The sequence below is a fragment of the Rhizobium indicum genome (genome assembly GCF_005862305.2).
Taxonomy (GTDB): domain Bacteria; phylum Pseudomonadota; class Alphaproteobacteria; order Rhizobiales; family Rhizobiaceae; genus Rhizobium; species Rhizobium indicum.
Genome location: NZ_CP054021.1, coordinates 1,779,259 through 1,804,067, shown reverse-complemented (window position 1 = coordinate 1,804,067; position 24,809 = coordinate 1,779,259). Strand labels below are relative to the sequence as shown.

21 protein-coding genes and 1 tRNA gene are annotated in these 24,809 nt (G+C 61.0%); 11 read left to right on the top strand and 11 right to left on the bottom strand.

Features of this window, described 5'->3' with window-relative positions:
• Positions 1–11: 11 nt before the first annotated feature.
• Complete coding sequence (locus FFM53_RS09005; protein ID WP_138390713.1) at positions 12–1,988, bottom strand: acyltransferase family protein; 1,977 nt, start codon at positions 1,986–1,988, stop codon at positions 12–14.
• Between the two features lie 506 nt (positions 1,989–2,494).
• A tRNA-Gln gene (locus FFM53_RS09000) sits at positions 2,495–2,568 on the bottom strand.
• A 242-nt stretch (positions 2,569–2,810) separates the two neighbouring features.
• Here FFM53_RS09000 and FFM53_RS08995 point away from each other — a divergent pair.
• The 3 genes from FFM53_RS08995 (at position 2,811) to FFM53_RS08985 (ending at position 5,654) form a co-directional block, all read left to right on the top strand.
• On the top strand, positions 2,811–4,379 hold the full coding sequence (locus FFM53_RS08995) for a Ppx/GppA phosphatase family protein (protein ID WP_138390712.1): 1,569 nt from the start codon (positions 2,811–2,813) through the stop codon (positions 4,377–4,379).
• A gap of 14 nt (positions 4,380–4,393) precedes the next feature.
• On the top strand, positions 4,394–5,113 hold the full coding sequence (locus tag FFM53_RS08990; protein ID WP_017993025.1) for an RlmE family RNA methyltransferase: 720 nt from the start codon (positions 4,394–4,396) through the stop codon (positions 5,111–5,113).
• A gap of 157 nt (positions 5,114–5,270) precedes the next feature.
• On the top strand, positions 5,271–5,654 hold the full coding sequence (locus tag FFM53_RS08985) for a VOC family protein (RefSeq protein ID WP_138390711.1): 384 nt from the start codon (positions 5,271–5,273) through the stop codon (positions 5,652–5,654).
• A 110-nt stretch (positions 5,655–5,764) separates the two neighbouring features.
• On the opposite strand, the gene FFM53_RS08980 is transcribed toward FFM53_RS08985, so the two are convergent.
• Entirely contained in the window at positions 5,765–7,189 is a 1,425-nt protein-coding gene (locus tag FFM53_RS08980) for a DHA2 family efflux MFS transporter permease subunit (RefSeq protein ID WP_138390710.1), read from the bottom strand.
• Positions 7,190–7,439: 250 nt separating this feature from the next.
• Here FFM53_RS08980 and FFM53_RS08975 point away from each other — a divergent pair, with 250 nt between their 5' ends.
• The 6 genes from FFM53_RS08975 to FFM53_RS08950 all read left to right on the top strand — a co-directional run bounded on the left by FFM53_RS08975 (position 7,440) and on the right by FFM53_RS08950 (position 15,572).
• Entirely contained in the window at positions 7,440–8,432 is a 993-nt protein-coding gene (locus tag FFM53_RS08975) for an MBL fold metallo-hydrolase (protein WP_138328948.1), read from the top strand.
• Positions 8,433–8,710: 278 nt separating this feature from the next.
• A complete protein-coding gene (gene guaB / locus FFM53_RS08970) occupies positions 8,711–10,195 on the top strand; it encodes an IMP dehydrogenase (protein WP_128440017.1) in 1,485 nt (494 codons plus the stop codon).
• Between the two features lie 2 nt (positions 10,196–10,197).
• Entirely contained in the window at positions 10,198–10,752 is a 555-nt protein-coding gene (locus FFM53_RS08965) for a hypothetical protein (protein WP_138390709.1), read from the top strand.
• A gap of 163 nt (positions 10,753–10,915) precedes the next feature.
• Complete coding sequence (locus tag FFM53_RS08960) at positions 10,916–11,332, top strand: MAPEG family protein (protein ID WP_138390708.1); 417 nt, start codon at positions 10,916–10,918, stop codon at positions 11,330–11,332.
• A gap of 333 nt (positions 11,333–11,665) precedes the next feature.
• A complete protein-coding gene (locus FFM53_RS08955; RefSeq protein ID WP_246413124.1) occupies positions 11,666–14,716 on the top strand; it encodes an autotransporter outer membrane beta-barrel domain-containing protein in 3,051 nt (1,016 codons plus the stop codon).
• Between the two features lie 214 nt (positions 14,717–14,930).
• Entirely contained in the window at positions 14,931–15,572 is a 642-nt protein-coding gene (locus tag FFM53_RS08950; RefSeq protein WP_138328944.1) for a TetR family transcriptional regulator, read from the top strand.
• A 6-nt stretch (positions 15,573–15,578) separates the two neighbouring features.
• On the opposite strand, the gene FFM53_RS08945 is transcribed toward FFM53_RS08950, so the two are convergent.
• Positions 15,579–16,535 (bottom strand): LysR substrate-binding domain-containing protein, encoded by a 957-nt coding sequence (locus tag FFM53_RS08945; protein WP_038614725.1) that lies wholly within the window; start codon positions 16,533–16,535, stop codon positions 15,579–15,581.
• A gap of 213 nt (positions 16,536–16,748) precedes the next feature.
• Between FFM53_RS08945 and FFM53_RS08940 the strand changes: the two genes are divergently transcribed.
• Positions 16,749–17,048: a DUF1127 domain-containing protein gene (locus FFM53_RS08940; protein ID WP_138328942.1), complete on the top strand. Its 300-nt coding sequence runs from the start codon at positions 16,749–16,751 to the stop codon at positions 17,046–17,048.
• Positions 17,049–17,312: 264 nt separating this feature from the next.
• On the opposite strand, the gene FFM53_RS08935 is transcribed toward FFM53_RS08940, so the two are convergent.
• The 7 genes from FFM53_RS08935 to FFM53_RS08905 all read right to left on the bottom strand — a co-directional run bounded on the left by FFM53_RS08935 (position 17,313) and on the right by FFM53_RS08905 (position 23,627).
• Positions 17,313–18,179, bottom strand: coding sequence for a DUF937 domain-containing protein (locus FFM53_RS08935; RefSeq protein WP_138328941.1), 867 nt, complete (start codon positions 18,177–18,179; stop codon positions 17,313–17,315).
• Between the two features lie 175 nt (positions 18,180–18,354).
• Positions 18,355–18,684 (bottom strand): MurR/RpiR family transcriptional regulator, encoded by a 330-nt coding sequence (locus FFM53_RS08930; RefSeq protein WP_094086673.1) that lies wholly within the window; start codon positions 18,682–18,684, stop codon positions 18,355–18,357.
• 56 nt (positions 18,685–18,740) lie between these two features.
• Complete coding sequence (locus FFM53_RS08925) at positions 18,741–19,760, bottom strand: Gfo/Idh/MocA family oxidoreductase (RefSeq protein WP_094086672.1); 1,020 nt, start codon at positions 19,758–19,760, stop codon at positions 18,741–18,743.
• Positions 19,761–19,789: 29 nt separating this feature from the next.
• Positions 19,790–20,584 carry a hydroxypyruvate isomerase family protein gene (locus tag FFM53_RS08920; protein WP_138328940.1) on the bottom strand — a complete coding sequence of 265 codons (795 nt, stop codon included), beginning with the start codon at positions 20,582–20,584 and terminating at the stop codon, positions 19,790–19,792.
• 77 nt (positions 20,585–20,661) lie between these two features.
• Complete coding sequence (locus FFM53_RS08915; RefSeq protein WP_138390706.1) at positions 20,662–21,450, bottom strand: ATP-binding cassette domain-containing protein; 789 nt, start codon at positions 21,448–21,450, stop codon at positions 20,662–20,664.
• Entirely contained in the window at positions 21,450–22,571 is a 1,122-nt protein-coding gene (locus tag FFM53_RS08910) for an ABC transporter permease (protein ID WP_097620998.1), read from the bottom strand. Before FFM53_RS08910 ends, FFM53_RS08915 begins: the two co-directional genes overlap by 1 nt.
• A gap of 105 nt (positions 22,572–22,676) precedes the next feature.
• Positions 22,677–23,627, bottom strand: a complete 951-nt coding sequence (locus FFM53_RS08905) for a sugar ABC transporter substrate-binding protein (protein ID WP_138328939.1) — start codon at positions 23,625–23,627, stop codon at positions 22,677–22,679.
• A 183-nt stretch (positions 23,628–23,810) separates the two neighbouring features.
• Here FFM53_RS08905 and FFM53_RS08900 point away from each other — a divergent pair, with 183 nt between their 5' ends.
• Positions 23,811–24,806 carry a LacI family DNA-binding transcriptional regulator gene (locus tag FFM53_RS08900; RefSeq protein ID WP_138390705.1) on the top strand — a complete coding sequence of 332 codons (996 nt, stop codon included), beginning with the start codon at positions 23,811–23,813 and terminating at the stop codon, positions 24,804–24,806.
• The last annotated feature ends 3 nt before the right edge of the window (positions 24,807–24,809 follow it).

Here is a 24,809-nt window from a genome sequence, read left to right as displayed (position 1 = left end):
TCCGCTCAAACTCATGGAGAAGCGGAAGACGTTCGACCAGCGTTCGGCTGAGAACTTGCAGTTCGTTCGGATTGCCTGGCGTGCGGCGGTACCAGGAAATCGAGGAGACCGTCGCCCCGTAGGTCGGCGGTTCTCTTTTCCAGAATGTCACCAATCAGGGTCGTCAGAAATTGTGCTGTCAGATGGTTCCAGTCTGTGATGAACGGAACACCCCTGCTGCTCGTGAGGCATTTCTCCTTGTCGTAATCGCAGTGAAGCTTGACGATATCGACGTAGGTGAACGCTAGATCGGATGGGAAAAATGGCAGTTGCTCTAAAGGCTGGTTAGCCGGCGGATAGGTCGCCTCCCGCAGGCATATGGAGGCATCAGATTTTCTCTGAAACATCAGCCCTAGGCACGAGTGCGATTCGTCGAGCTGGAAATAATTTCCGAAAACGAAAATGCGCGCGTCGTCCGAGTGGCTTTTCATCCAGGAAAGAAGCTCAAACCTGAAGGGGTTGACGGTGTACTCGAAAGGCCGAAGGCTCGTGAGAAAGATCGCTTTCGTTCGGCTGAGCAATGACTTGTCGTTGATATATTTTTCAAAGGGAATGCAGTATTTGTCGTAAATGCTGGCGCGAGAGGGGGCCTTAACGATATCGTTCTTGATCTCCACCATGCAGTTCAAGTAGCTGATTGCCACGATTTGATATCGGTCGGTATCGATGTAATTTTTTAGCGCGATCGACCAGTTTCTGGCGTGCGAGTCCCCAATGATGAAGATAATTGGTTTCCCAGCTTGAATGTTGTCGTTCAGGCTTAGAAAAGTGCTTTCGAGCCGTGCTTCGTTCGTCTGCGCGAGAGGTGAATAGACTTCATCCAGCCTGTGAGGAAAACCGGCCATAGTGATTGCTGACAGGACAGCAGCCGTGATGGTGACAACGGATGAGCTCAGGGTGATCCAGAGAGCGCGGCTTCTCCTGGTGTGGCGAAGGGGCTTTTCGATGACGACAAAGCTGACGACCGCGACCAGGACCGTCACTGCGATGGCGAGAAGCTTGTCACCATTGTCGAAATTCAAGCTTGTCAACCGCCAGAAGGCGAAGACCGGATAATGCCACAAATATAAAGAGTAGGATACCAATCCGGTGAGCGCCGCAGGCCGAGAAGCCAACAGGCGCCCGGCTGCGTTCTGCTGACCGGCGAATGCGAGCACCAGACAGGTCCCGATGACTGGGATCAAAGTCAACCTGCCAGGATGAACCGTATCCTTTCCAAAAAAGATGAGTGAGCCAAGAACGAGGATAAGCCCGGCCGCCGCGAGTAACGGCCGAGGGCGGGTTCGTCCACGCCTCACTTCGTGATAGGCGAGAAGTGTTCCGGCCAGCAGTTCCCAGGCCCGGGTGAGTGGCGAGTAGAAGGCCTGTTGCGGATCATGCCGCACCGTCACGATACACAATACAAAGCTGAGGGCTGCCACGAGCAACACGTATGGCAAGAATTTTGATTTCAAGTATCGACGCACGATCAGCAATAAGACCGGAAAGCCGATATAAAATTGCTCTTCGACGCTCAACGACCAGGTGTGAAGAAAGGGCTTGAGAAGGGTATTGGGCTCCCCGTACAGAGCCGCAGTAAAATAAAAATAGATATTCGATCCAAACAGGAGCGACGACCCTATGGAGTTCGCGTAGTCTGTGAGTTCCAATGGTAACAAAAAATAATAGGCGAGGGGAATTGTCGCAAAAATGACTGCGAACAACGCCGGCAAAATTCTCCGCGCGCGCCGAGCATAGAATTTAAGGAAATCGATACGCCCCGTTGCTTCGATTTCCGTCAACAAAATTTGGGAAATCAGGAAGCCGCTGATCACAAAAAATACGTCGACGCCAATGTATCCGCCAGGAAGCAACGTGTGGCCGGCAACCGTGAACCCGGCGTGGTAAAGAATGACCGCGATCACCGATATGGCCCGTAAGCCATCAATCTCTGGTCGGTAAACCTTCAATGTGCCTGCCTTCGATATCGAGAGCGTACTTTGGTCGCGCGCAAGATTGGCGCTTTTGGGGTGCCTAACACAGAGATCTTGGAGGGAGAACAGTGTGGCCTGATAAAAGATTTGTGGGCGGGGCCGATTTCAATCTTTATTTTCTGCGCTGTTGTAAATCAGCATTCCGGAACCCTCATTAGTTTGCATTTGTTTTCCCAGTCGCTGACCAATTTTGTCGATGGGCCGTTCCAGAAGCCAGAAGACGTCAGGCCGATGCCAATAGCGCCTACAATCGCTGCCCACCACGGCACGCACGAAAGCAACAAAAATCGAAATGGGCGCGTGTAGTGCGTAGATGCTGCAAGATGCTCGCCCAAGCCACGATGTCGGATTCGCCGACATGCTGCGCCAATCGATCCAAGTGATCAGGGCAGCGAAAAGGAAGCAGGCATTGGAGGAGGGCACCGGGAGGGCAGATAAAAGCAAACCCGTTTTGCCGTAAAATCAATCGCTTAGTGAAATATTGGCTGGGGAACCTGGATTCGAACCAAGATTAACGGAGTCAGAGTCCGTCGTTCTACCATTGAACTATTCCCCAGTATAAGCGAACCGGCGGGCGGTCGGCTGGTGTGCGGCGCTTATAACCAAAAGCCGGGGGATTGCAAATAGCTGTTTTGAAAAAAATCGGTGCTGCCACGGAAAGGTGAAACCGCTGCAAATCCCCTGTCCAAAAAAGAATTTGGCGATTTCGGCGGGCGCTGATATTCTTGCCGCAACGCAAAAATCGAATGAGCGCCTGCTGCATATCTCAAGACTTGCGCGGCGCGGTGGAAAAACAACGTGGAAGACCCCGAAGGCGGCGCAAAGCCGCAATTTGACGGGGCGTCGGCGGCAGGGCGCAAGGACGGCAAAAAGTCCAGGCGCCGCAAGGGCAAACGTAGCGGGCAATCCCGCAACGCGGCTCATCCCGCTTCGCATGAGCCCTCCGGCGGTGCCGGACAGCCTGCGCGCCCGATAGAAGATGCAGCCGGGAATCCGGCCCGCAAGCGCAAGCGTCGCCGTCGTGGTGGCCATGGTGCTGTGCAGGATGGTTCACCTCTCCCCCAGGCAATGGAACAGACGGCGGCGGCAGGCAATGCTGTCCGCTCCGATAGCGATTCAGCGCCGAGCCGTCGCAATCGCCGCAAAAACCGCGGCAAGCGCGGTCTGCAGGGCCGGCCGCTGACACCGGCAAAACCATCAGGCGCCCAGCAGCAGGAAAGCCGCGCAGAAGAAACCGTGCTCAGGGCCGAACTGCGTGAAGCACTGAATGGCGCAAGCGCCAACCGCAGGGGCCGCCAGGAAAGCCAGTCCCATTCCGGGCATCCGGGGGATCGTCAGGCCGGCGAGCATGTGTGGCCGGAGGAGCTCTACGCCGCCCTCGATCTCGGCACCAACAATTGCCGCCTCCTCATTGCCCAGCCGACTCGTCCGGGTCAATTCCGCGTCGTCGATGCTTTTTCCCGCATCGTGCGCCTCGGCGAAGGCCTTGCGGCAAGCGGCCGTCTGTCGGATGAGGCGATGGAGAGGGCGATCGAGGCGCTGAGGATCTGCGCCTCCAAGCTCAGGAACCGGCAGATCCGCCGCATGCGGCTGATCGCCACCGAAGCCTGCCGCCAGGCAGTCAATGGCGAGGAATTCCTCAGCCGGGTCGTTGCCGAAACCGGCCTCGCGCTCGAGATCATCGATCGCGAGACAGAGGCGCGGCTTGCCGTCTCCGGCTGCTCCTCGCTGGTCGGTCGCGAGACGCGCTCCGTCGTGCTTTTCGATATCGGCGGCGGCTCGTCGGAGATTGCCGTCATCCGTATTGGCGACAATCGCTTCAGCCGCCTTGCCAATCACATCACCCACTGGACCTCGCTTCCGGTCGGCGTCGTGACCCTGTCGGAGCGCCATGGCGGGCACGACGTCACGCCGGAGGCCTTCGAAGGCATGGTGCGTGAAGTCGAAGGCATGCTTGGAAGCTTCAATTGCCCGGAGATCGAGGTCGCCCAGAGCGGCGACTTTCACCTGATCGGCACATCGGGCACGGTGACGACGCTTGCCGGCGTGCATCTCGACCTACCGCGTTATGACCGGCGCAAGGTCGATGGCATCTGGCTGTCCGACGATGAGGTCTCCGCCATGCAGGCAAAGCTTCTCTCCTGGGATTTCGCAAGCCGCGCCGCTAATCCCTGCATCGGGCCTGACCGGGCCGATCTGGTGCTCGCCGGCTGCGCCATTCTCGAGGCGATCCGCCGCCGCTGGCCGAGCCCGCGCATGCGGGTTGCCGATCGCGGCTTGAGGGAAGGCCTGCTCACCGACATGATGGCCGATGACGGCGTGTGGCGGCGCAATCGCAACCGCCGCGGCCAGCGCGTGAGATCGTGAGATAAGGAATAGGCATGACCAAGGCACCGATCGCGGGAAACCGCACCGGCCGCAAACTCGGCCAGCGCGTCAAAAACAAGAAGATGAAGGCCTCCTCCCGCCAATGGCTGGAGCGTCACATCAACGATCCCTATGTGCAGCGCGCCCAGCTTGAAGGCTATCGCGCCCGGGCCGCCTTCAAGCTGCTGGAGATCGACGAGAAACATCATATCCTGCGCGGCGCCAGGCGCATCATCGATCTCGGCGCTGCGCCGGGCAGCTGGTCGCAGATCGCAGCCAAGGTCACCGGCTCGACAGATGATGATATTCGTGTGGCTGCGATCGATTTCCTTGAAATGACCCAGCTGCCGGGGGTCAAGATCCTGCAGCTCGATTTCCTCGATCCCAGTGCGCCGGAAAAGCTGTTGGAGGCCGTCGGCGGCACGCCTGATCTCGTCATCTCGGACATGGCGGCGCCCACCACCGGCCACCATCGCACCGATCATCTGCGCACCATGCATCTCTGCGAAGTCGCGGCACATTTCGCCGTCGAAGTCCTGGGGGAAGGCGGGCACTTCCTCACCAAGACCTTTCAGGGCGGCACCGAGCGTGAGCTACTCGCCATGCTGAAGCAGAACTTCCGCCAGGTCGTCCATGTCAAACCGAACTCGTCGCGCGCCGAATCGGTCGAGATGTTCCTGCTGGCCAAGGGGTTCAAGGGGCGCAAGGCCGAAGGCGACGCTGAAGAAGCTTGATCTTCGGGCCGGTCCTGACGGATGATGGCGATCGACTGCATAACTCCTTAAAACGGTATCGATTTAAGGATAAGATATGCAGCAATGGAAAGCGTCGCCGCGTCCTTTGCGCGTCTGAAAGGACGCGCGGCGCTGTAAGGATTGAACCGCTGATCCCATGCTTCTTTACGTCACGCTCGGAACCAACGACCTCTATCGCGCAGGGCATTTTTATGATGCCGTGCTGTCTCCCCTCGGCTATCGCCGCCAGCGCTCTTCCGAAGAGGAAATCGGCTATGCCGCCGAGGGTGATACGCGCTGCCGCTTCTGGGTGGTGACGCCGTTCAATCACCGCAGGGCGACCTCAGGCAATGGCGCCATGGTGGCGCTTGCAGCCGAAACACGGGCGGATGTCGATGCCTTCCATGCGGCGGCAATCGCGGCAGGCGCCGTGGATGAGGGTGAGCCCGGCCTGCGCTCCTACCATGCCCATTTCTATACCGCCTATGTGCGTGACCTCGACGGCAACAAGCTCTCTGCAGTCTGCGAAAACCCGCGGTAGCAGCTGCCAAAAGCTCGTCGCAATCTTTCAGATTCGCTCCTCGAGCTTTAGCTCTTTGTTTCCACGCATGTCGTTACCGCAAAACCGCTGCACACTTTTGCGCGCATGCTTTATTTCACCGCGTGCTGTTCGGCTTCGACAGTTGCTGCCGTCATCGTCTTCAAGCGGTGGCCGGAAACGAGTGCGCCGGCATTGCGGTCCATCCGGATGAAGGGAATGGTCGCAATGACCGTCAGTCCGGCAATGATGTAGAAGGCAAGGTGGAAATCGGCCACCTGCAGCGCTTCGCCGCGGAAATAGATCGAGCTCTCGAGGATCGCGGCGGCGAGTGCGACGCCAAGCGCCAGGCTGATCTGCTGCATCACCGAGCTCATCGATGTCGCTTGGCTCGCTTCCGAATCTTCGATATCGGCGAAGGCAAGCGCATTGACGCCGGTGAACATGAAGGAGCGGGAGAAGCCGCCGAGCAGCAGCACGCCGATGATGACGAGATGCGGCGTCGACGGTGTGAACAGGCCAGTGACGACAGTCACCAGGGTCGTGACCATGGCGGCGCCGAGAAGCGTGGTGCGGAAGCCGGCGGCGGCGAAGACGCGCTTCGCCATGAACTTGGTGGTGATCGCCCCGATTGCGCCGGCAAAGGTGATGAGGCCGGATTGGAACGGCGTCAGCCCGAAGCCGAGCTGCAGCATCAGCGGCGTCAGGAAGGGCATGGCGCCGACGCAGATACGGAAGAGCGTGCCGCCCAAGGTGGAGGTTCGAAACGTCGGGTTCTTGAACAGGTTGAGGTTGAGGATCGGCGCCGGATGCCGCTTGGCATGGCGCATATAGAGAAAGCCGCAAAGCACGCCGATCAAGGTGGCGGTGATGCCTATGATCGGGGGCAGGGCTGGCAGACTGACCACCGACAGGCCGAAGACGACACCCGCGGCCGAAAGCGAGGTCAGCACGAAACCGGTGAAATCGAGCCGCGGCGGCGCCGTCGCTTCCACCTCCGGCAGAAAAATCGTCGCAAGCCAGATGCCGATGATGCCGACCGGCACGTTGATCAGGAAGATCCAGTGCCAGCTGAAATAGGTGGTGATGAAGCCGCCGAGCGGCGGTCCGGTGAGCGGGCCGACAAGTGCGGGGATGGTGAGCAGCGCCATGGCCGAGACCAGATCGCTGCGCTTCGTGGTACGCACCAGCACGAGGCGGCCGACGGGCGTCATCATCGCGCCGCCCATGCCCTGGAGGAAGCGCGCAAGCACGAATTCGACGAGGTTGGACGAGATTGCGCAGAGGATCGAGCCGATGACGAAGACTGAGATGGCAAGCCGGAAGATCTTCTTGGCGCCGAACCTGTCGGCCATCCAGCCGCTGACCGGTATGAATACCGCAAGCGCCACCATGTAGGAGGTCAGCGCCAGCTTCAGCGTGATTGGCCCGACATGCAAATCCGCCGCGATCGCCGGCAGCGCCGTCGCAATGACGGTGGAGTCCATCTGTTCCATGAAAAGGGCGACGGCGAGGATCAGCGGGACGATGCGATTCATAGGCGGGAGCCTTGATGGGGCAGCGGATTGGAGCTGGAAAGGCCCGTGCTGTTTAGTCCCAGTGGCGGGTTCTGCCAATCCCCAAATCCGGGTCGACGACACGTTTGCTTCACGTCTGCGTGAGACGGCTTGCGCAACAACGTCGCCAGTCAAGATTGACATATGTTTACTTGGCCGGGGCAAGAAATCCGGTCGGAATCGACACTGGGGCCGTGCGGCGACGCACCGCACGTCATAAGAGGATGGACATATGGCAATTTCATCGGGAATAAAACGACGTACCCTTTTTGCCGCAGGCCTTGGCCTGCTGGCGGCGCCGGTCATTTTAAGAGAGAAGGCCGAAGCGGCCGCAACTGGAGAAAGCAATCATATGGATGGAACGCTTTTGCCCGAGATCAATCAATTCAAGCTCGGTTCCTATAAGTTCACCGTCGTCCGTGACGGCACCAGCATTGTCGAAAAGCCCTATGAAACCTTCGGCACCAATCAGGATCCCGAAACCGTCAAGGCATTGCTGACCGCAAACTTCCTGCCGGCCGACAAGTTCATGAACGGCTATATGCCGGCTCTCATCGATACCGGTTCGGATGTCATCCTCGTCGATACCGGCTTCGGCGCTGGCGGCCGCGCACGTGGGGCCGGCCAACTGACCGAAGGCCTGAAGGCGGCGGGATATTCGGCCGACGACGTCACGTTGGTGGCGCTCACCCATCTGCACGGCGATCATATTGGTGGCCTGATGGAAGACGGTGCTGCTGCCTTCAAGAATGCCCGCTATGTCGTCGGCCAGGCCGAATATGACTTCTGGTCGGACAAGGCGCGTGAGGGTACGCCGGCTGAGGGCGGTCACAAGGCGGTGCTCGCCAATGTGGTGCCGCTTGCCGAAAAGACCACTTTCCTCAAGGAGGGTGATAGCTTTGCACCCGGCATAACGGCGATGCTGGCGGCCGGCCACTCACCGGGACATATGGTGTTCCACGTCGAATCCGAGGGCAAGCGCCTTGTGCTCACGGGCGATACCGCCAACCACTATATCCTGTCGCTGCTGCGGCCGGATTGGGAGGTGCGCTTCGACATGGACAAGACGCAGGCAGCCGCCACCCGCCGCAAGGTTTTCGAGATGATTGCGAGCGAAAAGATCGCCTTCCTTGGCTACCACATGCCGTTCCCGGCAGTCGGCTTCGTCGAGCGGCAGGATGGCGGGTACCGTTTCGTGCCGAAGACCTATCAGTTCGACATCTGATCCGAAGCGGTTCAGCCTTCACGGAAGCGCTGAACCGCAATAACATATTGTTTTTACAACGTTCTGGACAGAAAATTGCCTAGCGTTATTCCCGGAATGCTCCTGGCGCATGGCACCCATGACGAGCCCGGCGGGCAGGCCGGGCTTTTTGCTATTTCCTTCCTGTCATAGACGTGTTACCAGCCCTCGCCAACTTCCAAGCAACCCATGCAGACCGCCGGGGCGGACGATTCGTTTCCGGACAGGGTCGCATTTTTATTAAATGAAGGAATTTGGCCATGGCACGCATCATTGAAACGGCAACCGGCGCAGACGCGCTTACCTTCGACGACGTGCTGCTGCAGCCGGGACATTCCGAGGTCATGCCGGGCCAGACGAATATCTCCACCCGCATCGCCCGGGATTTCGAACTCAACATCCCGATCATCTCATCAGCCATGGATACCGTCACCGAGAGCCGCCTGGCGATCGCCATGGCCCAGGCCGGCGGCCTTGGCGTCATTCATCGCAACCTGACGCCGATCGAGCAGGCCGAGCAGGTCCGGCAAGTGAAGAAGTTTGAAAGCGGCATGGTCGTCAATCCGGTGACGATCGGCCCCGATGCGACGCTTGCCGATGCGCTCGGGCTCATGAAGTCCTACAGCATCTCCGGCATCCCTGTTGTGGAGAAGTCCGGCCGCCTCGTCGGCATTCTGACCAACCGCGACGTGCGCTTCGCTTCCGATCAGGAACAGAAGATCCATGAACTGATGACCAAGGACAATCTGGTCACCGTCAAGGAAAACGTCGATCAGCAGGAGGCCAAGCGCCTGCTGCATTCGCATCGTATCGAGAAGCTCTTGGTCGTGGACACCGAAGGCCGCTGTGTCGGTCTCATCACCGTCAAGGACATCGAGAAGTCCCAGCTGAACCCGAACGCTTCCAAGGATGCGCAGGGCAGGCTTCGCGCCGCCGCCGCCATCAGCGTCGGTGACGACGGCTTCGAGCGCGCCGAACGCCTGATCGAGGCCGGTGTCGACCTTCTGGTCGTCGATACCGCCCACGGCCATTCGCAGCGCGTCCTCGATGCCGTCACCCGCGTCAAGAAGCTTTCTAATTCGGTGCGCATCATGGCCGGCAACGTCGCCACCTATGATGGCACCAGGGCGCTGATCGATGCCGGCGCGGACGCCGTCAAGGTCGGTATCGGTCCGGGTTCGATCTGCACGACGCGCATCGTTGCCGGCGTCGGCGTTCCCCAGCTCGCCGCGATCATGTCGGCGGTTCAGGCCGCGAATGATCAGGACGTGCCCGTCATCGCCGATGGCGGCATCAAGTTCTCCGGCGATCTTGCCAAGGCGATCGCCGCCGGCGCTTCCGCCGTCATGATCGGCTCGCTGCTTGCCGGCACCGATGAGAGCCCGGGCGAGGTCTATCTCTACCAGGGCCGTTCGTTCAAGGCCTATCGCGGCATGGGCTCCGTCGGCGCCATGGCCCGCGGCTCGGCCGACCGTTACTTCCAGGCCGAGGTGCGCGACACGCTGAAGCTCGTGCCTGAGGGCATCGAAGGCCAGGTGCCGTACAAGGGGCCGGTTTCGGGCGTCATCCACCAGCTTGCCGGCGGCCTCAAGGCGGCCATGGGTTATGTCGGCGGCAAGGACCTCAAGGATTTCCAGGAGCGGGCCACTTTCGTGCGCATCTCCGGTGCCGGTCTTCGCGAAAGCCATGCCCATGACGTGACGATCACCCGCGAGAGCCCGAACTATCCGGGCGCCGGCCTCTGACCATGAAGGCGGGCAGCGGGATTCCTCTCTGGGTCGTCGCGCTGCTCGCAGCCCTTTGCCTTGCCGTGCTCGCCTGGACGACCTTCGGTTTCGTCGTTCCGTTCAAGCACGAAACCGGGCAGGCGGTGCTCGACACCTATTTCGCCGGTTACGACGAGTCGGCGGTCTTCCACATGCAGAAGCTGCTCGATGAGAACGAGACGGCGACCAGGCTGCTGCGCGCCATGTATTTCGGGCCGGAGCTGATCTTTCCGGCACTGCTGACGGCGCTGCTATTCCTCGCCTTCCTCAAGCTCGGTCCTGTCGGTTCGTGGTTCGGCCAATCGGTGCATCCGGTCATTGGCAAGGCGGTCTACTTGCTGCCGTTCATTTACGGCATCGCCGACTACGCCGAGAACATCTCGAGCCTTATGGCCTTCGGCAAGGGGGCGTCCGCAAGTCTTGCAACACACCTGCTGCCGTGGATGACGCGGCTGAAATTCGCAAGCCTCGCCATCTGTTTCATCGTCATCGCCCGGCTTGCCATTGCCCGCTGGCTCTCGCCGCGCCAGGACTGAGGCGCCGTTATTCCATCCAGCTCCATGTCGAAAAGCCGGGACACCTGTGCCGACGTGCTTTAGCGACGCAGGTGCCGATGGGGCGTTGCCCTATGCTGGTATCCAGCTCCCCTTTCGGCTAATGCTCGCGACGAAAGCGGAAGCGGAAAGGAAACGGCCACACATGACCGGCTATCAAATCTTCTGGCCACTCCTCGCCCATGTGGCCCTGGTCTATGGTCTTTATGCGCTTCTTGGGCTTCGGCGCGCAAAAATGCTCCGCGCCGGCAGCATCGCGAAATCGGATTATCGCGAAAACCGTGACGAGCCGGCCGAGAGCCTTGCCGTCAAGAACTGCCTCGCCAACCAGTTCGAACTGCCTGTGCTCTTCCATGTCTGCTGCATTCTTCTTTATATCGCGGACGCCGACAATATCGTCACCGTCGGGCTTGCCTGGATCTTCGTCGCCCTGCGCTACGCCCACGCCGCCATCCATGTCACCAGCAACGATCTGCGTTATCGCAGCCCGATCTTCGCTGCCGGTTACCTGGTGCTTGCCGCCATGTGGGTCTGGCTTGCCGCATGGATGGTGATCAGCTGAGGCGACAGGCGCTGCCGCCCCATCATTTGCCCGTAAGTGTTGTAGGCCGACGACGCAAGATGCCGGCATCGGCGCCTAAAATGGCCGCCGGACGATGAGTCATTCCCAACGATATTGCTTTCACCAAAGTGAAGAGGCGGTGGACCAGTCAAAACATGCGCCTAAAGCGTGCGACGTAAGGCTGTTGTTCCCGCGGCCGATGAATATTTCAGTAACATGGTTACTAATATTTAAATTGATTGGTCTATTTCTGCGCGAGCGAATGACGGTGGGGACGATTTGCGAGCGAGCATGGGCGAAAGGATGTGTGGAGCGGCAATCCATGGGATGGCCATGCTGCGACTTGCGGGTTTGGCGAGCACTGCGGCGCTGGTCCTGGCCGTGCAGCCGGGATGGGCGCAGGTCATCACCGGCAATGACACGGAGATCGTCGATGGCAACGATCCGGGCGGTGCCGGCCCGGGCACGCAACCGAGCCCATGGACAATCAATACCGACCTCCTCGTGGGCGACCAGAACGGCGACGACGCAGCCCTTATCATCCGCAATGGCGGCGCCGTCAGCAATGACATCGGCGTGCTCGGCGTCGACCCGGGCGCCAGCGGCACGGTGACGGTCACGGGGGCAGGCTCAACCTGGACCAATGCCGACGACCTTTATATCGGCAATGAAGGCACCGGCACGCTCACCATCGAAAACGGAGGTGCTGTCGACAATATCAACGGTTATATCGGCTATTTCTCCGCCGCTGCCAGCGGCACGGTGACGGTGACAGGCAGCGGCTCGACCTGGACGAATTCGCAGGATCTCACCATCGGCGATAGCGGCGCCGGTACTCTGATCATTTCCAATGGCGGAACGGTCAACAGCGCGTCCGGCTATATCAGCAATGATTCCACCGCCATCGGCGAGGTCATCGTTACCGGCCCGAACTCGGTCTGGAGCAACTCCACCGAAGTCTCGGTCGGCACGGCCGGCGCGGGATCACTGACCATTTCGAACGGCGGCTCGGTCACCGGCAGCCTGGGTTATGTCGGCTTCAGTACGAACGGCAGCGGCGTGGTCAGCGTGACGGGCACGGGATCGAGCTGGATCAGTTCCAGCGCGTTGTTTGTCGGCGAATTCGGCTCGGGCAGCGTGACGGTCGAGAACGGCGGCATGATTTCGGCTTCCGGGGTTGTCATCGCCGACGATTCGGGCGCCACGGGAACGGTAGAACTTGTCGGCAGCGCCGGAAGCGGACGCGGCGTCCTGGAGACCGGTTATATCGACAGGGGCGCCGGTGACGCCGGGCTCGTCTTCGATGGCGGTGTTCTGCGTGCAACGGGCAATGAGGCGAATTTCCTGGGCGGGTTCAACGCCGGAGATGTCATGCTCGATGCGGGCGGCGCCTTTATCGACACCAATGGCTTTGCCATCGGCATTGGGACGGATCTGCAAGGTGCCGGCGGTTTGACCAAGCAGGGCGCCGGCACGCTGACGCTGTCGGGCGCCAACAGTTATGGCGGTGCGACGACGGTTGGGGCCGGCACGTTGCAGGCGGGCGGCGCCGGCGCCTTCGTTCAGAACGGCGCCTATGCGGTCAATGGCGGTATACTCGATCTCGGCGGCTTCGATCTGACCATGGGAGCGCTTTCGGGAAGCAGCGGCGAGATCGCCATCGGCGGCGCCGAACTCAAGCTCGATCAGGCGAGCAGCAGCACCTATGGCGGCATACTCTCCGGCAGCGGCGACTTCACCATGCTGGGCAACGGCACCTTGCGTCTGACCGGCAACAGTTCAGGCTTTACCGGCACCACCACGGTTGCGGACGGACGCCTGATCGTCAACGGCAGCCTTGGCGGCATCCTGATGATGACGGGCGGCACGCTGGCCGGCTCGGGTCATCTCGGTGCGGTGACCGCCGGCGCCGGCGCCACCATCGCGCCGGGCAACTCCATCGGAACATTGACCATCGGCGGTAACCTCACCTTCGATCCCAGTTCCACCTATGAAGTTGAGGTGGATCCCGGCAGCACTGCCAGCGACCTCATCTTGGTCACGGGGACCGCGTTCCTCAATGGCGCCAGCGTTACCCATGTCGGGATGAATGGCGACTACCAGCCTTTCTCCACCTATACGATCCTTACCGCCGCCGGCGGGATCAACGGAACATTCGGCGCCGTCACCTCCAATTACGCCTTCCTCTCGGCGGATCTCTCCTATGATCCGAACAACGTCTATCTGGAGATCGAACGCAACGACATCAGTTTCAGCGACATGGCACGGACGCGCAACCAGATTGCCGCGGCAGAGGCTGCAGAGAATCTCGGAACTGGCAACGATATCTACGATGCCATCGTCACATTGCCCGATGACGAGCCGTTGATCCAGGCGAGTTACGACGCGCTTTCCGGTGAAATTCATGCCTCGCTAAAAACCGCGCTGATCACGCAAAGCCTCTTTGTCCGCGAGGCCGCCAACGAGCGCCTGCGTTCCGCGTTCGGCGATGCCGGTGCCGGCGTAATCCCGATTCAGGCTTTCTGGCCGGGCGGTCCGGAACTCATCGCTGCCGATCCTTCGGACGCGCCGGTTTTCTGGAGCACGGCCTTTGGCGGCGCAAGCGAGACACGCACGGACGGCAATGCCGCCACCCTCAACCACCAGACCGGCGGGTTTCTCGCCGGCGTCGACGCCATGTTCGATGACGTCAGGCTCGGCCTGATGGCCGGTTACAGCAATTCCCAATTCGATCCGCGGCATCGAAGCTCATCGGGATCGAGCGACGATTATCATCTCGGCCTTTACGCCGGTACGCAATGGGGCGGTCTCGCCTTCCGCTCCGGCGTCGCTCACACATGGCATGAGATCGAAACCAGCCGCCGCGTCGCCATCGGAAGCTTCGAGGACAGGCTGGAGGCGAGCTATAATGCCGGCACGCTGCAGGCATTTGCGGAGCTGGGCTATCAGTTTGATACGGCGGCGGCCTCTTTCGAGCCCTTCGTCAATCTCGCTCATGTGGGTATTCGAACGGCGGGTTTCACCGAAGAGGGCGGGGCGGCTGCGCTCCACAGCTCCAGCCGCATGACCAACACCACGATCACCACGCTTGGGCTGCATGCTGAAATGGAGATCCGCCTGGGTGAGACGAACGCCACCCTGCGCGGCATGTCAGGCTGGCGGCACGCCGCCGGCGACATCGTTCCGCTGTCGACGCAGGCTTTTGCCGGAGGCGACGCGTTCACCGTCGCCGGCGTGCCGGTGGCAGAGAACGCCTTGGTTCTCGACGCCGGGCTCGACTTCGACCTCACCGGAAGCGCCATCCTCGGCATCGCCTATTCCGGCCAGATTGCCGATAACGCGCAGCAGCATGGGGTTAAAGCGGCGCTGTCGGTGAAATTCTAGAAACGTCCCGATTTAAATACGAGATGCATTGCAGCGCTCCCGCGTCTTTTCAGGCGCGTAAGGACATTGCAACACTTTGAGTTGCAGCATAATGCCGTAGAGCCCCGTTTTTCATACGCTTTTGCCGGTCGTTAAAATGCGAGTGTTTCCATTTACGGCCGATGAAGACCTGCATGTCATGCCTTCCGGCGCGAACAAAAAGAATGGGAACGACATGGGCGCGGAAAGCATGGATCGGATCGGCTTGCGCAGGAAGCCGAAGCAGGAGCGCAGCATCCAGAGGCTGGACCTTATTCTCGCCGCCGCCGCCAAGATCATCGCCGAAAAGGGCGTCAGCGCCATGCGGATGACGGAACTCGCCATCGCCGCCAAGGTGCCGATCGGTTCGGTCTACCAGTATTTCCCGGAGAAGGCGGCGATCGTCAAAGCCCTGTTCGACCAGCACGCCTCGGCGATCCAGGCGAAGATGGCGGCGATGTTTGCCGACGTTCAGTCACTCGACCAGGCGCAGGACGTCGTCTGCGCCACCATCGACTGGTATTACGATTCCTACCACAACGATCCCGTCTATCTCGGTGTCTGGATGGGAACGGAGACCGATCAGGATCTGCTGCAGTTGAATATCGAGCACAGCGGTCACGTCGCCGGCATCTTCCATGACGCCGTGCGTCAGCTGGCTCCCGACCTTTGCGACGAAGAAATGTATGCGCGCACTTACCTATTCAGCCACCTGATCGGCGCCGTCATCCGGCTTGCCGCCGTCAGCGAGGAGGCCTTGGCGCGGCGTATGCTCGATGAGTGGAAGCGCGTCATCCGCGCCTCCCTTTTCGCCACGACCCTGCCGCGCGCCGCCTGAGAGCGGCTACCAGCTTGGGACCATATTGGCCGCCTTCAGCCGCGGATAAAGGCGCGCCTGGGCAGATTTGACGTCTGCCTCGAGGCTGTCGTCGACGACAGTGGGCGTGATGTTGTCGAGGCAGGCGGTGATATGCGCGGTGATCGCGTTCATCAGCGAGAGCGAAACGCCCGGTCGCTTCATGATGCCGATCTGCACCGGCGGCAGCGCCGGGAAGCCGTCCGCCTGGCTCAACACCTTCATGCCCGTCCGCAGCGCCGATTCCGGCATCACCGAAACCGCCATGCCGGCAAGCACAGCAGCGGCAACGACGGTGCAGGACCAGCTGGTGAACAGGATCTGGTGCTCGCGCCCCACAGCATCGAGCGCCGAGCAGGCGAGCTGGCGCCACTGGCAGTCACGCCGGCCGACGGCAAGCGGCACCGGCGCGTCGTCGCGGATCGGATGGTTGGCCGAACCCACCCAGCAGAGCGGCTCGGTTCTCACCACATCGGACATGCGCTCGCGCGGATTGTGGGTGACGAGCGCGATGTCGAGCTCGCCCTTATGCATGCGTTCGGCAAGATCCACCGAGGGCTCGCAGACGATATAGAGCTCGACATTCGGATGCGTCTTGGCGAAGCGGCCGATGATCTCAGGCATGTAGCGGTCGGCATAGTCATCAGGCGTGCCGATCCGCAGCATCCCTTCCAGCCTGTTGTCGTCGAAGGCCGCGATCGCCTCATTGTTGAGGCGGATGATGCGCCGGGCATAGTTGAGCAGTTTTTCGCCCTCGACGGTCAGCCGGTTGCCGCGCCCGTCCTTGATGAACAGCTGCTTGCCGATGCGTTCCTCGAGACGGCGCATCTGCATGGAGACGGCCGATTGGGTCTTGTAGACCCGGTCGGCGGCCTTGGTGAAGCTGCCGGAATCGACGATGGCAATGAAAGTCTGCAATTGGTCGAGATCAAGAGGCGCGGACATGTTGTCACCCATAAAGATAGCTGATGATAATCATTAGAAACATTCGTTGGACTGATCAATAGGTCTTTGGCATCTTCGGGATGCAAATCAAGCAAAGTGAAGGACAGACACCCTGCCTGTCCGAGCGAATTCAGCCTTGCTCCTTCCCGCACGACCTCGCGGGAGGGGTGGGTTGTTGCGCGCCTGAAAGAAATCGAAAGAAAGGAGAGTCCCATGCGGATGACAGACAGAACAATAGAACTCGACTGCGGCAAGCTCACCCCGACGTTTCCCCAGCGTCTGGCAGCAGGCCTCGCACCGTTGACCTCCCTCTTTCGCGGGTTCCGCAATCGGATGGAGATCAACACGCTGCACGATCTGAGCGACGCTCAGCTGAGGGATATCGGCCTTAGCAGGGCCGACCTGACCTCCGCGTTCCTGGCGTCGACCTTTTTCGAGGACCCGTCGGAACATCTGACGCGCTCGGCGCGCAATCGCTGGCGCCTGTCGCTCTTCCGCTCCTACGAACAGTAGGAGCGGCGAGTTTCCCCGCAGGGTGATAGCCAATAGCCCTGCCGCTTGACCCGGTGATCGGCTTTCCCAAGCCATCTCCGGGTTTTTTTATGCGCTAAAGCATGTCGCGCAAAAGTGTGTCGCGGTTTTGCGATAACGACATGCGCAAAAATCTAAAGCATGTCGCGCAAAACTGTGCCGCGGTTTTGCGGCAACGACATGCGCGAAACCAACCACCTAAAGCGTGGCAAGCGAATCTGAAAGATCGCGTCGCGCTTTAGAGCGCTATTCGCCCTTGTCCGAGGAGGGCTTCGGCCGATAGGTTTCGAAGATCGCTTCCAGGTTCCTCTGGTAGTTCTTCTGCACTTCCAGTCCGCTGTCGAACATGGCGTTCAGCATCTCGGTATAGCTGTCGGCATTGAGCTTCGCCTCTTCCTTCGGCGCCTCCGGCGTCTTGGTCTTGGTCGGGGCCGCCGGCTGCTGGCCGAGCCCGCCCATCATCTCCTGGAACGCCTTGGCAAAGGGATTGTCGAGGAAGGGGTTCGGTTGAGATGTCGCTTCCGGCTTCGGCACCGAAAACATCAGCTGCATCGCCTGCGTGAAGGGATTGTCGAAGATGCTGGGTTCCGGAGCTGTCTTCGGCTTCGGCGCAAAGCCGGTGCTTTCCAGCCACTTCTGGATGGTCTCGTTCATCGCGGTGTTGACGAAGGGGTTGACCGGCGAGGCCATCTGGCCGGTCGTCTGTTTGAACAGCCCGCCCATCAGCGTATCGGCGAGCACCGGCAGCATCCGTTTGTAGATATCCTGGCCGATGCCGGTCATCTGCGCGGCCTGGGCCGCGACCGCACGCGAAACCTCCTTCGAACCGAAGAGTTGAGCAAGGATATTGTTGCCGTCGGAAATGCCCTCCGGCGTGAACGCCCGGTTCATATCCTCGAAATATCGCGCATAATTGCCGGAGGAGACCGCCTGCATCAGCCCGACGAAATCATAGGGATTGCTGGTGCTGCGCTTCAGCCCTGCGGAAAAGGCCGGCATCAGCGCCGCCATTGCCTTCGTCGCTTGTTCCTGCGCAAGGTTGAACTGCCGGGCGATCGCCTCCATCGCCGCGCCGTTCTGCGCCTGCATCATCATGTCGAAGAGTGGCAGCATGGAGGTCCCTTTCCCCGAGTCGTGACGCGTGTCACGTCACTATATCCGGAAATGGTAATGTGCAAACGGCTTTTTGCCATAAGAACTTAGGGAGGAATTTTTTTGCTGGAGCATGCGGTCGAGCCTCAGCGGCAGATCAGTGGAACACCGCCGCCGGCCCTCTCGCTTTAGGACATCATCGGTTCGGGATGGGAGGCGCGTGTCGGGCAGTGTTTATGCTCTGCTCGGCAAGGCGGGATGTTTTCAGATGCTGCCGGAAAAATGTCTTGAAGTCGCGAAAGCTCGCAAATCCGAGAGCGGTGGCAACGCGAACGACGGTGGAGGGGGAGACGGAGCACTTGAGCGCGACAGAAGCGACGGTCCCGAACGCGATCAGTTCCGGATTTGTGAGCGCCATGCGGGCAGCGCGTTCCTGCTGTTCGGGCAGCGTCAAGCCTGTCTTGACGATCATGGCCTTGAGTTCGGTCAGATCGGTCGGCCGCTTGAGATTTTCCTCAGAATTCATGACCGTGGTTCCTTCGAGATGCAGTGCGCCGGCTCCGGACGCACCGCGGTTGGCCTTCAGTCCAGCGGGATTGCCTGCTTTTTCGAAACCGATGCGATGCAGGCAAGCGCGATTGCGAGTGCATTGCGAGCATCCGTACCCGTCGGCCCTTTGGGTAGTTCACGGTTACGAACGGCGCGAACGAAAGAGGCGAGCTGGGCCGTATAGCCGTGAACGAAGTGCTCGGTGTCGCGGCGCCATGTGTCGTTCGAGACGCCATTGCCGTCGAAGAGCGTCATGCTAGAGCGGCGCACGTCGCCCATCGTGACCATCCCGCCGGAGCCGAAGACTTCGCCGCGAATGTCGTAGCCGTAGAGGGCGGAGAAGTTTGCCTCGGCGACCGCGATCGAGCCATTGTCGAACCGGATGGTCACTACAGCCGTATCGAGGAAGCCTTTCTCCCGGGCATCCGGCCGGATGAGGGCGTCGGCCATTGCATGGACCTCGACGGGCTTTGCTCCGGGATTGAGCCAAAGCAGCGTGTCAAAGTCGTGAATGAGGGTTTCGTAGAAAATCGTCCAGAGCGGAATGCGATCGGGATCGGCGCCGAACGGGCCGGGATCGCGCGTCAGCGAGCGGATCAGCTGCGGCGCGCCGATCTTTCCCTCGTCGATCGCGGCACGGCCTTCGGCAAAGGCCTGATCCCAACGCCGGTTGAAACCGACCTGAAGGGGAACGTTGGCCGCGCGTGCCGCTGCAATAGCGCGATCGGCATCCTCCAGTGTCAGCGCCATCGGCTTTTCGCAGAAGATCGCCTTGCCGGCTTCGGCGGCCTGGACGAGGATATTGGTGTGGAAGCGGGCAGGTGTGGCGATGATCACGGCATCGAGCCCGGGATGGGAAAGAAGCTCCGCGACGCCGGTATAAGCGGTCTCGACGTCGAGCGTCTCGCCGAGCCTGGCGGCAGCGCCCGGTGCGGGATCGGCGATGGCGACGAGATTGGCGTTGACGAGGCGGCGGGACACGGTCTCCCCATGAAAGGAACCGATGCGGCCGGCGCCGATGAGGCCGAGATTGACGGGTTTGTTGGCTGGCATGGCAGCAATCCTGTGCGTATCGAGATGGATCAGAGGGTGAAGGCGGTGCGGAAGGCTTCAAGCGCGGCTTCGGGATCGCCCGCCGACCAGGCTTCCATGCCGACCGGGCCGGAATAGCCCATGGCGTTCAGCGCGCGGGCGATGCCGCGCCAGTTGATTTCGCCGGTCCCCGGCTCGCAGCGGCCCGGCACGTCGGCCACCTGGATTTCGCCGATCCAGGGCAGGCATTTGCGGCAAAGCTCGATCAGGTTCCCTTCGCCGATCTGGGCATGGTAGAGGTCGAGATTGAGGCGAAGCCGGGGGTGATCGACGCTCGAGACCAGCGCCAGCGTGTCTTCCGCGCGTCCGAAGGGCACGCCCGGATGATCGACCGGTAGATTGAGGTTTTCGAGCGTGAAGGTGACGTTTTCCTCTTCGGCCATGTCGACGATCCGGAGGAGCGTGTCGCGCGCTTTCAGCCACATCGCGCCGGTGACCACTTCGACCGGCTGGACGGGTAGGCCCCCATCTCCGAGGCCGGTGCCGTGCAGGTTCAGCCGCTGCACACCGAGCCGCTTGCCGATCTCAGCGGTTTGGCGCGCCGTCCTTAAAAGTTCGGCGGCGCCCTCGTCGTCGGTCAGGCGGCCGGTGAGATAGCCGTTCATGATCGTGAAGGTCGCGCCTGTTGCCTCCAGTTTGGCGAGGTCGTGCTCCGGCCAGTTCCAGAGACCGACGCCGAAGCCCATTTCCTTCAGCCTCGCGGCGCGCCATTCGATCGGCTTGTCGCGCCAGAGCATTTCGGCGCAGGCGGCAAGCGGGAAGGGGGAAGTCTTGGCAGCACTCATGGCAGGGTTTCCATATCAAGGGTCTGAGGTGGTGAGAGCGGCGCGAGCGCCGCATCGTAGTTCGGGGTGAAGGTCGGTCAGATCGTTCCGCCGAGTTCTTCCGACAGGGTCTGCAGCTCCTTGCCGCCGGCCATCAGGTTTTGAAGGTCCTCGATGCCGATCTCGCTCTTCGAATAGGTGCCGAGCGTGCGGCCGCGGTTGAGCGCGGTGAAGCGGTTGCCGACAGCATAGGCGTGGCGAACATTGTGGGTGATGAAGATCACGCCGAGGCCCTTGCCGCGGACCTGGTTGATGTATTTCAGTACCATCGATGTTTGCGCCACGCCGAGTGCCGATGTCGGTTCGTCGAGGATCAACACCTTGGCGCCGAAATAGACCGCGCGCGCGATCGCAACGCATTGGCGCTCTCCGCCGGAAAGCGTGCCGACGGCCTGCTCGGGATCGCGCACATCGATGCCGATCCTGTGCATCTCGTCGCGCGTCACGTTGTTTGCGTGTTCCATGTCCATGCGCTTGAAGGGGCCGAGGCCTTTGAGCGGTTCGCGTCCCATGAAAAAGTTCCGGGTCACCGACATCAGCGGGATCATCGCGAGATCCTGATACACGGTGGCGATACCGGCATCGAGCGCGTCGCGCGGACCGGCAAAGGCGCGCGGCTGCCCTTCGACCAGGAATTCTCCCGATGTCGGCTTGAAGACGCCGGCGAGCGTATTGATCAGCGTCGACTTGCCGGCGCCGTTATCGCCGAGAAGGCAGAGCACTTCGTTGGCATTGACGGTGAGCGACACGCCGTTCAGCGCAATGATGGAGCCGAAGTGTTTGACGAGGTTCTTCACCTCGACGAGGGGCGTCTGAGACATGCTCATCAGCGTTCTCCCGTGACGCGTTTGCGAATGACATTGTTGAAGATCACCGCGATCAGCAGCATGCCGCCGAGGAAGACGAGGTACCAATCCTGGTCGATCGAGGTGTAGGTCAGGCCGATCAGCACCATGCCGAAGACGATCGAACCGAAGAATGCGCCGATGGCCGAGCCATAGCCGCCTGTCAGCAGGCATCCGCCGATGACGGCGGCGATGATGGCCTCGAACTCCTTCTGGAAGCCACGGCGCGCATCCGTCGAGCCTGCGTCGAGCACGGTCAGGATGGCGACCAGCGTGGCGCAAAGGGCGGTGATCACGAAAAGCGTGGTCTTGACGCGGGCAACCGGAACGCCCGATTTTCTGGCGGCGCGCGGATCGCCGCCGGCTGCGAAGATCCAGTTTCCGAAGCGGGTTCTGAGCAGGACCCAGGTGGCAAGAACGGCGATGCCGAAGAACCACAGGATCTCGACCGGAATTCCCGGCACTTTCGGCGTGCCGTTCGGGAAGGTCTCGATGATCCCGTGCCCGGCGAGCCATGAGAACAGGCCGATAAAGGCGTCGCCCGAGAAGAATGGCGCGAGCGGACTGCCGGCTGCGGCTTCCTTCATGCCGCGCAGCTGGGTGGCGCCGCCGCTTGCCCATTTCAGGCCGACGAGCGTCAGGCCGCGCAGGATGAACAGGAAGGCGAGCGTGACGATGAAGGAGGGAAGGCCGGTCCGCATGGTGATCTGGGCGTTGGTCACGCCGATCACGGCGGCGAAGGCCAGCGCAACGAGGATCGCCACGCTGAGCGGCAGGTGCAGAACGACGAGGGCGGTGCCGAAGACCAATCCGGCAAAGGCCACCATCGAGCCGATCGACAGATCGAATTCGCCGCCGATCATCAACAATGCCGCGCCGATCGCCAGAATGCCGAGCTGCGCGGCCGGCGCCATGAAATTGATCACGCCGGCCAGCGTGAACATGGCGGGATTGGCGGTGAAGAAAAAGAAGATGGTGACGAGCACCAGACCGGCGACGGCGCCGAGTTCCGGCCGCCGCAGCAGCGCGGTCAAACCCGAAACCTTTTTCAGCCGCTCATCGGATCGGGTGGCAGCCCCATTCTGTTCATTGGCGAGCGTCATGGTTCATTCCTCAAGGATTGGTCGTTGCCGTGCGTGCGCCTTCACGCGTGGAGGCGCGGCGTTGGAGGCAGCCTCCGCCCAGGCGGAAGCTGCCGCGGCTCCGCCTCAGCGGATGCCCTGGGAGGATTTCTCGATGACCGATGCGGCCGCATCCTTCTCGACGAAGCTCGGGCCGGAGGCGACGTTGCCTGCCGGGATCGTGCCATATCGAGCGTTGAGCGCCAGGAAGGTCACGGGGAGATAGCCCTGGAGGTATGGCTGCTGGTCCACCGCGAACAACGCCTTGCCGTCGGCGACAGCCTGCAGGAAGCCGGCGGACAGATCGTAGGATGCGACCTTGACCTTGTCGCCAGCGCCCATCTTCTCGACGACGGCGACCGCACGCTCGCCGACGAGCGGAGCCGACAGGCCGAGAACGACATCGATGGACGGATCGGAGGTCAGAGCCGCCTGGATCTTCGCTTCAATTTCGGCCGGATCGGCCGTGGTCGGCAAAACGGTGACCGTGCCGCCTTCAAAGCCCTTCTCGGTGCCGGCGCAACGCTGATCGAGCGCCGCGTTGCCAACTTCCTGGTTGACGCAGAGGACGTGCTTCAGGCCGAGAGATTTGAGCTTGGCGCCGACCTTGACGCCTGCCGGCAGTTCGTCCTGGCCGACATGCAGCTTGATGCCGAGTTTTTCGGCAGCGGAAATGCCGGAGTTCATCGAGATGACCGGGATGCCGGCGGCAACGGCCTTTTCGATCGCCGAACCGAGCGCATCGGGATCGGGGTTCGAGATGACGATGCCGGCAGGGCTCTGGTTGACGGCGGCTTCTATCAGCTGCGCCATCGCCACCATGTCGAAGGTTTCGGGAGCGCGATAGTCGACCTTGACGTTGCTGTCCTTGGCCGCCTGCATCATGCCGTTCTTGACGATCGACCAGAACGGATCGGACGCCTGGCCGTGGGTGACGGCGATGATCGTCGGCTCCTGGGCCTTGGCTCCGACAGCCGCCGTGGTCGCAACGCCAAGGGCGAGGGCGCCGAATGCGAGCTTCTTCAAAATAGATGTCATGTCTTCCTCCTCTAGGCCATCCACTCCTCAGGATGGCAAAAACGAATGCTACCGGGTGCAAACGTGCTTGCTACCGGGTGCAAACGGGTGCATCTTATTCACGGATGCGCTAAAATCAAGCATTCATTTCATCTGGATCATAAAATGGAATGTTTGTTTCATTTTTTTTGCGGGGAGGCATCATTGCGAAAAAGAGCGACGGCCAAAGAGGTCGCGGATGCGGCAGGCGTCTCGAAGTGGACGGTCATCCGGGCATTTACGCCGGGCGCCTCGATCACCGAGGAAAGCAAGCGTAGGGTTCTCGAGGCGGCGGCCGTGCTCAACTACACGCCCAACCTGCTCGCCCGTAGTCTCGCGACCAATCTGACGCATCAGGTCGCGGTCTTCGTCGACGACTTCGCCAATCCCCAGAAGCTGCCGTTCCTGGAAACCCTGACCGAACGTTTGCAGGCGGAAGGCCTGGTCGCGGTGCTGATCAATATCAACAATCACTTCGATCACGTCCATGCGCTGCTGAACGCCGATCAGCGTCAGGTCGACGCCGTCATCCTCTTCGGCACCGCCTTTCGCAACGAAACGCTGAGCGACCGGCAATTGGGCAGGGGCATGCCGCCGATGTTCGTCCTGGCTCGTGACAGCCAGATCGACGGCGTGCCGGCCGTCGTCTGCGACGCCGAACTGGCGCTGCGCGACATTGTCGACCACCTCTATGAAAGGGGATACCGGCGTCCCGGTTTCATGACCGGTGCGCCGGCGCTATCGACGGCGCTGCGGCGCCGGCAGCATTTCATCGATTTCTGGAAGGGGAAGGGGGTGGACGAGATCGTCATTCTGTCCGCCGACAGATACAGCGCCGAAGCTGGGGCAGGATCCGTCCGTCACTATCTGAACGACATCGACCCGGCCGCAAGGGTCGACGTCCTCATGTGCGAAAATGATATCCTCGCCCTCGGAGCGATGGACGAGATCCGCGGCAATTTCGGACTGCGGATACCTGATGACATCGCCGTCGTCGGCTTCGACAATTACGAACTCGGCGGCGCCTCCTGCTACGGCCTGACGACCTATGAGCAGCCGAGGATCGAGATGGTGCAGGCGGTCATCGGCATGATCAAGGGCCGGCTGGAGCCGGAAACCGTAACCCTTCCCGGCAAGCTGGTCGTGCGAACATCCACATAGGCC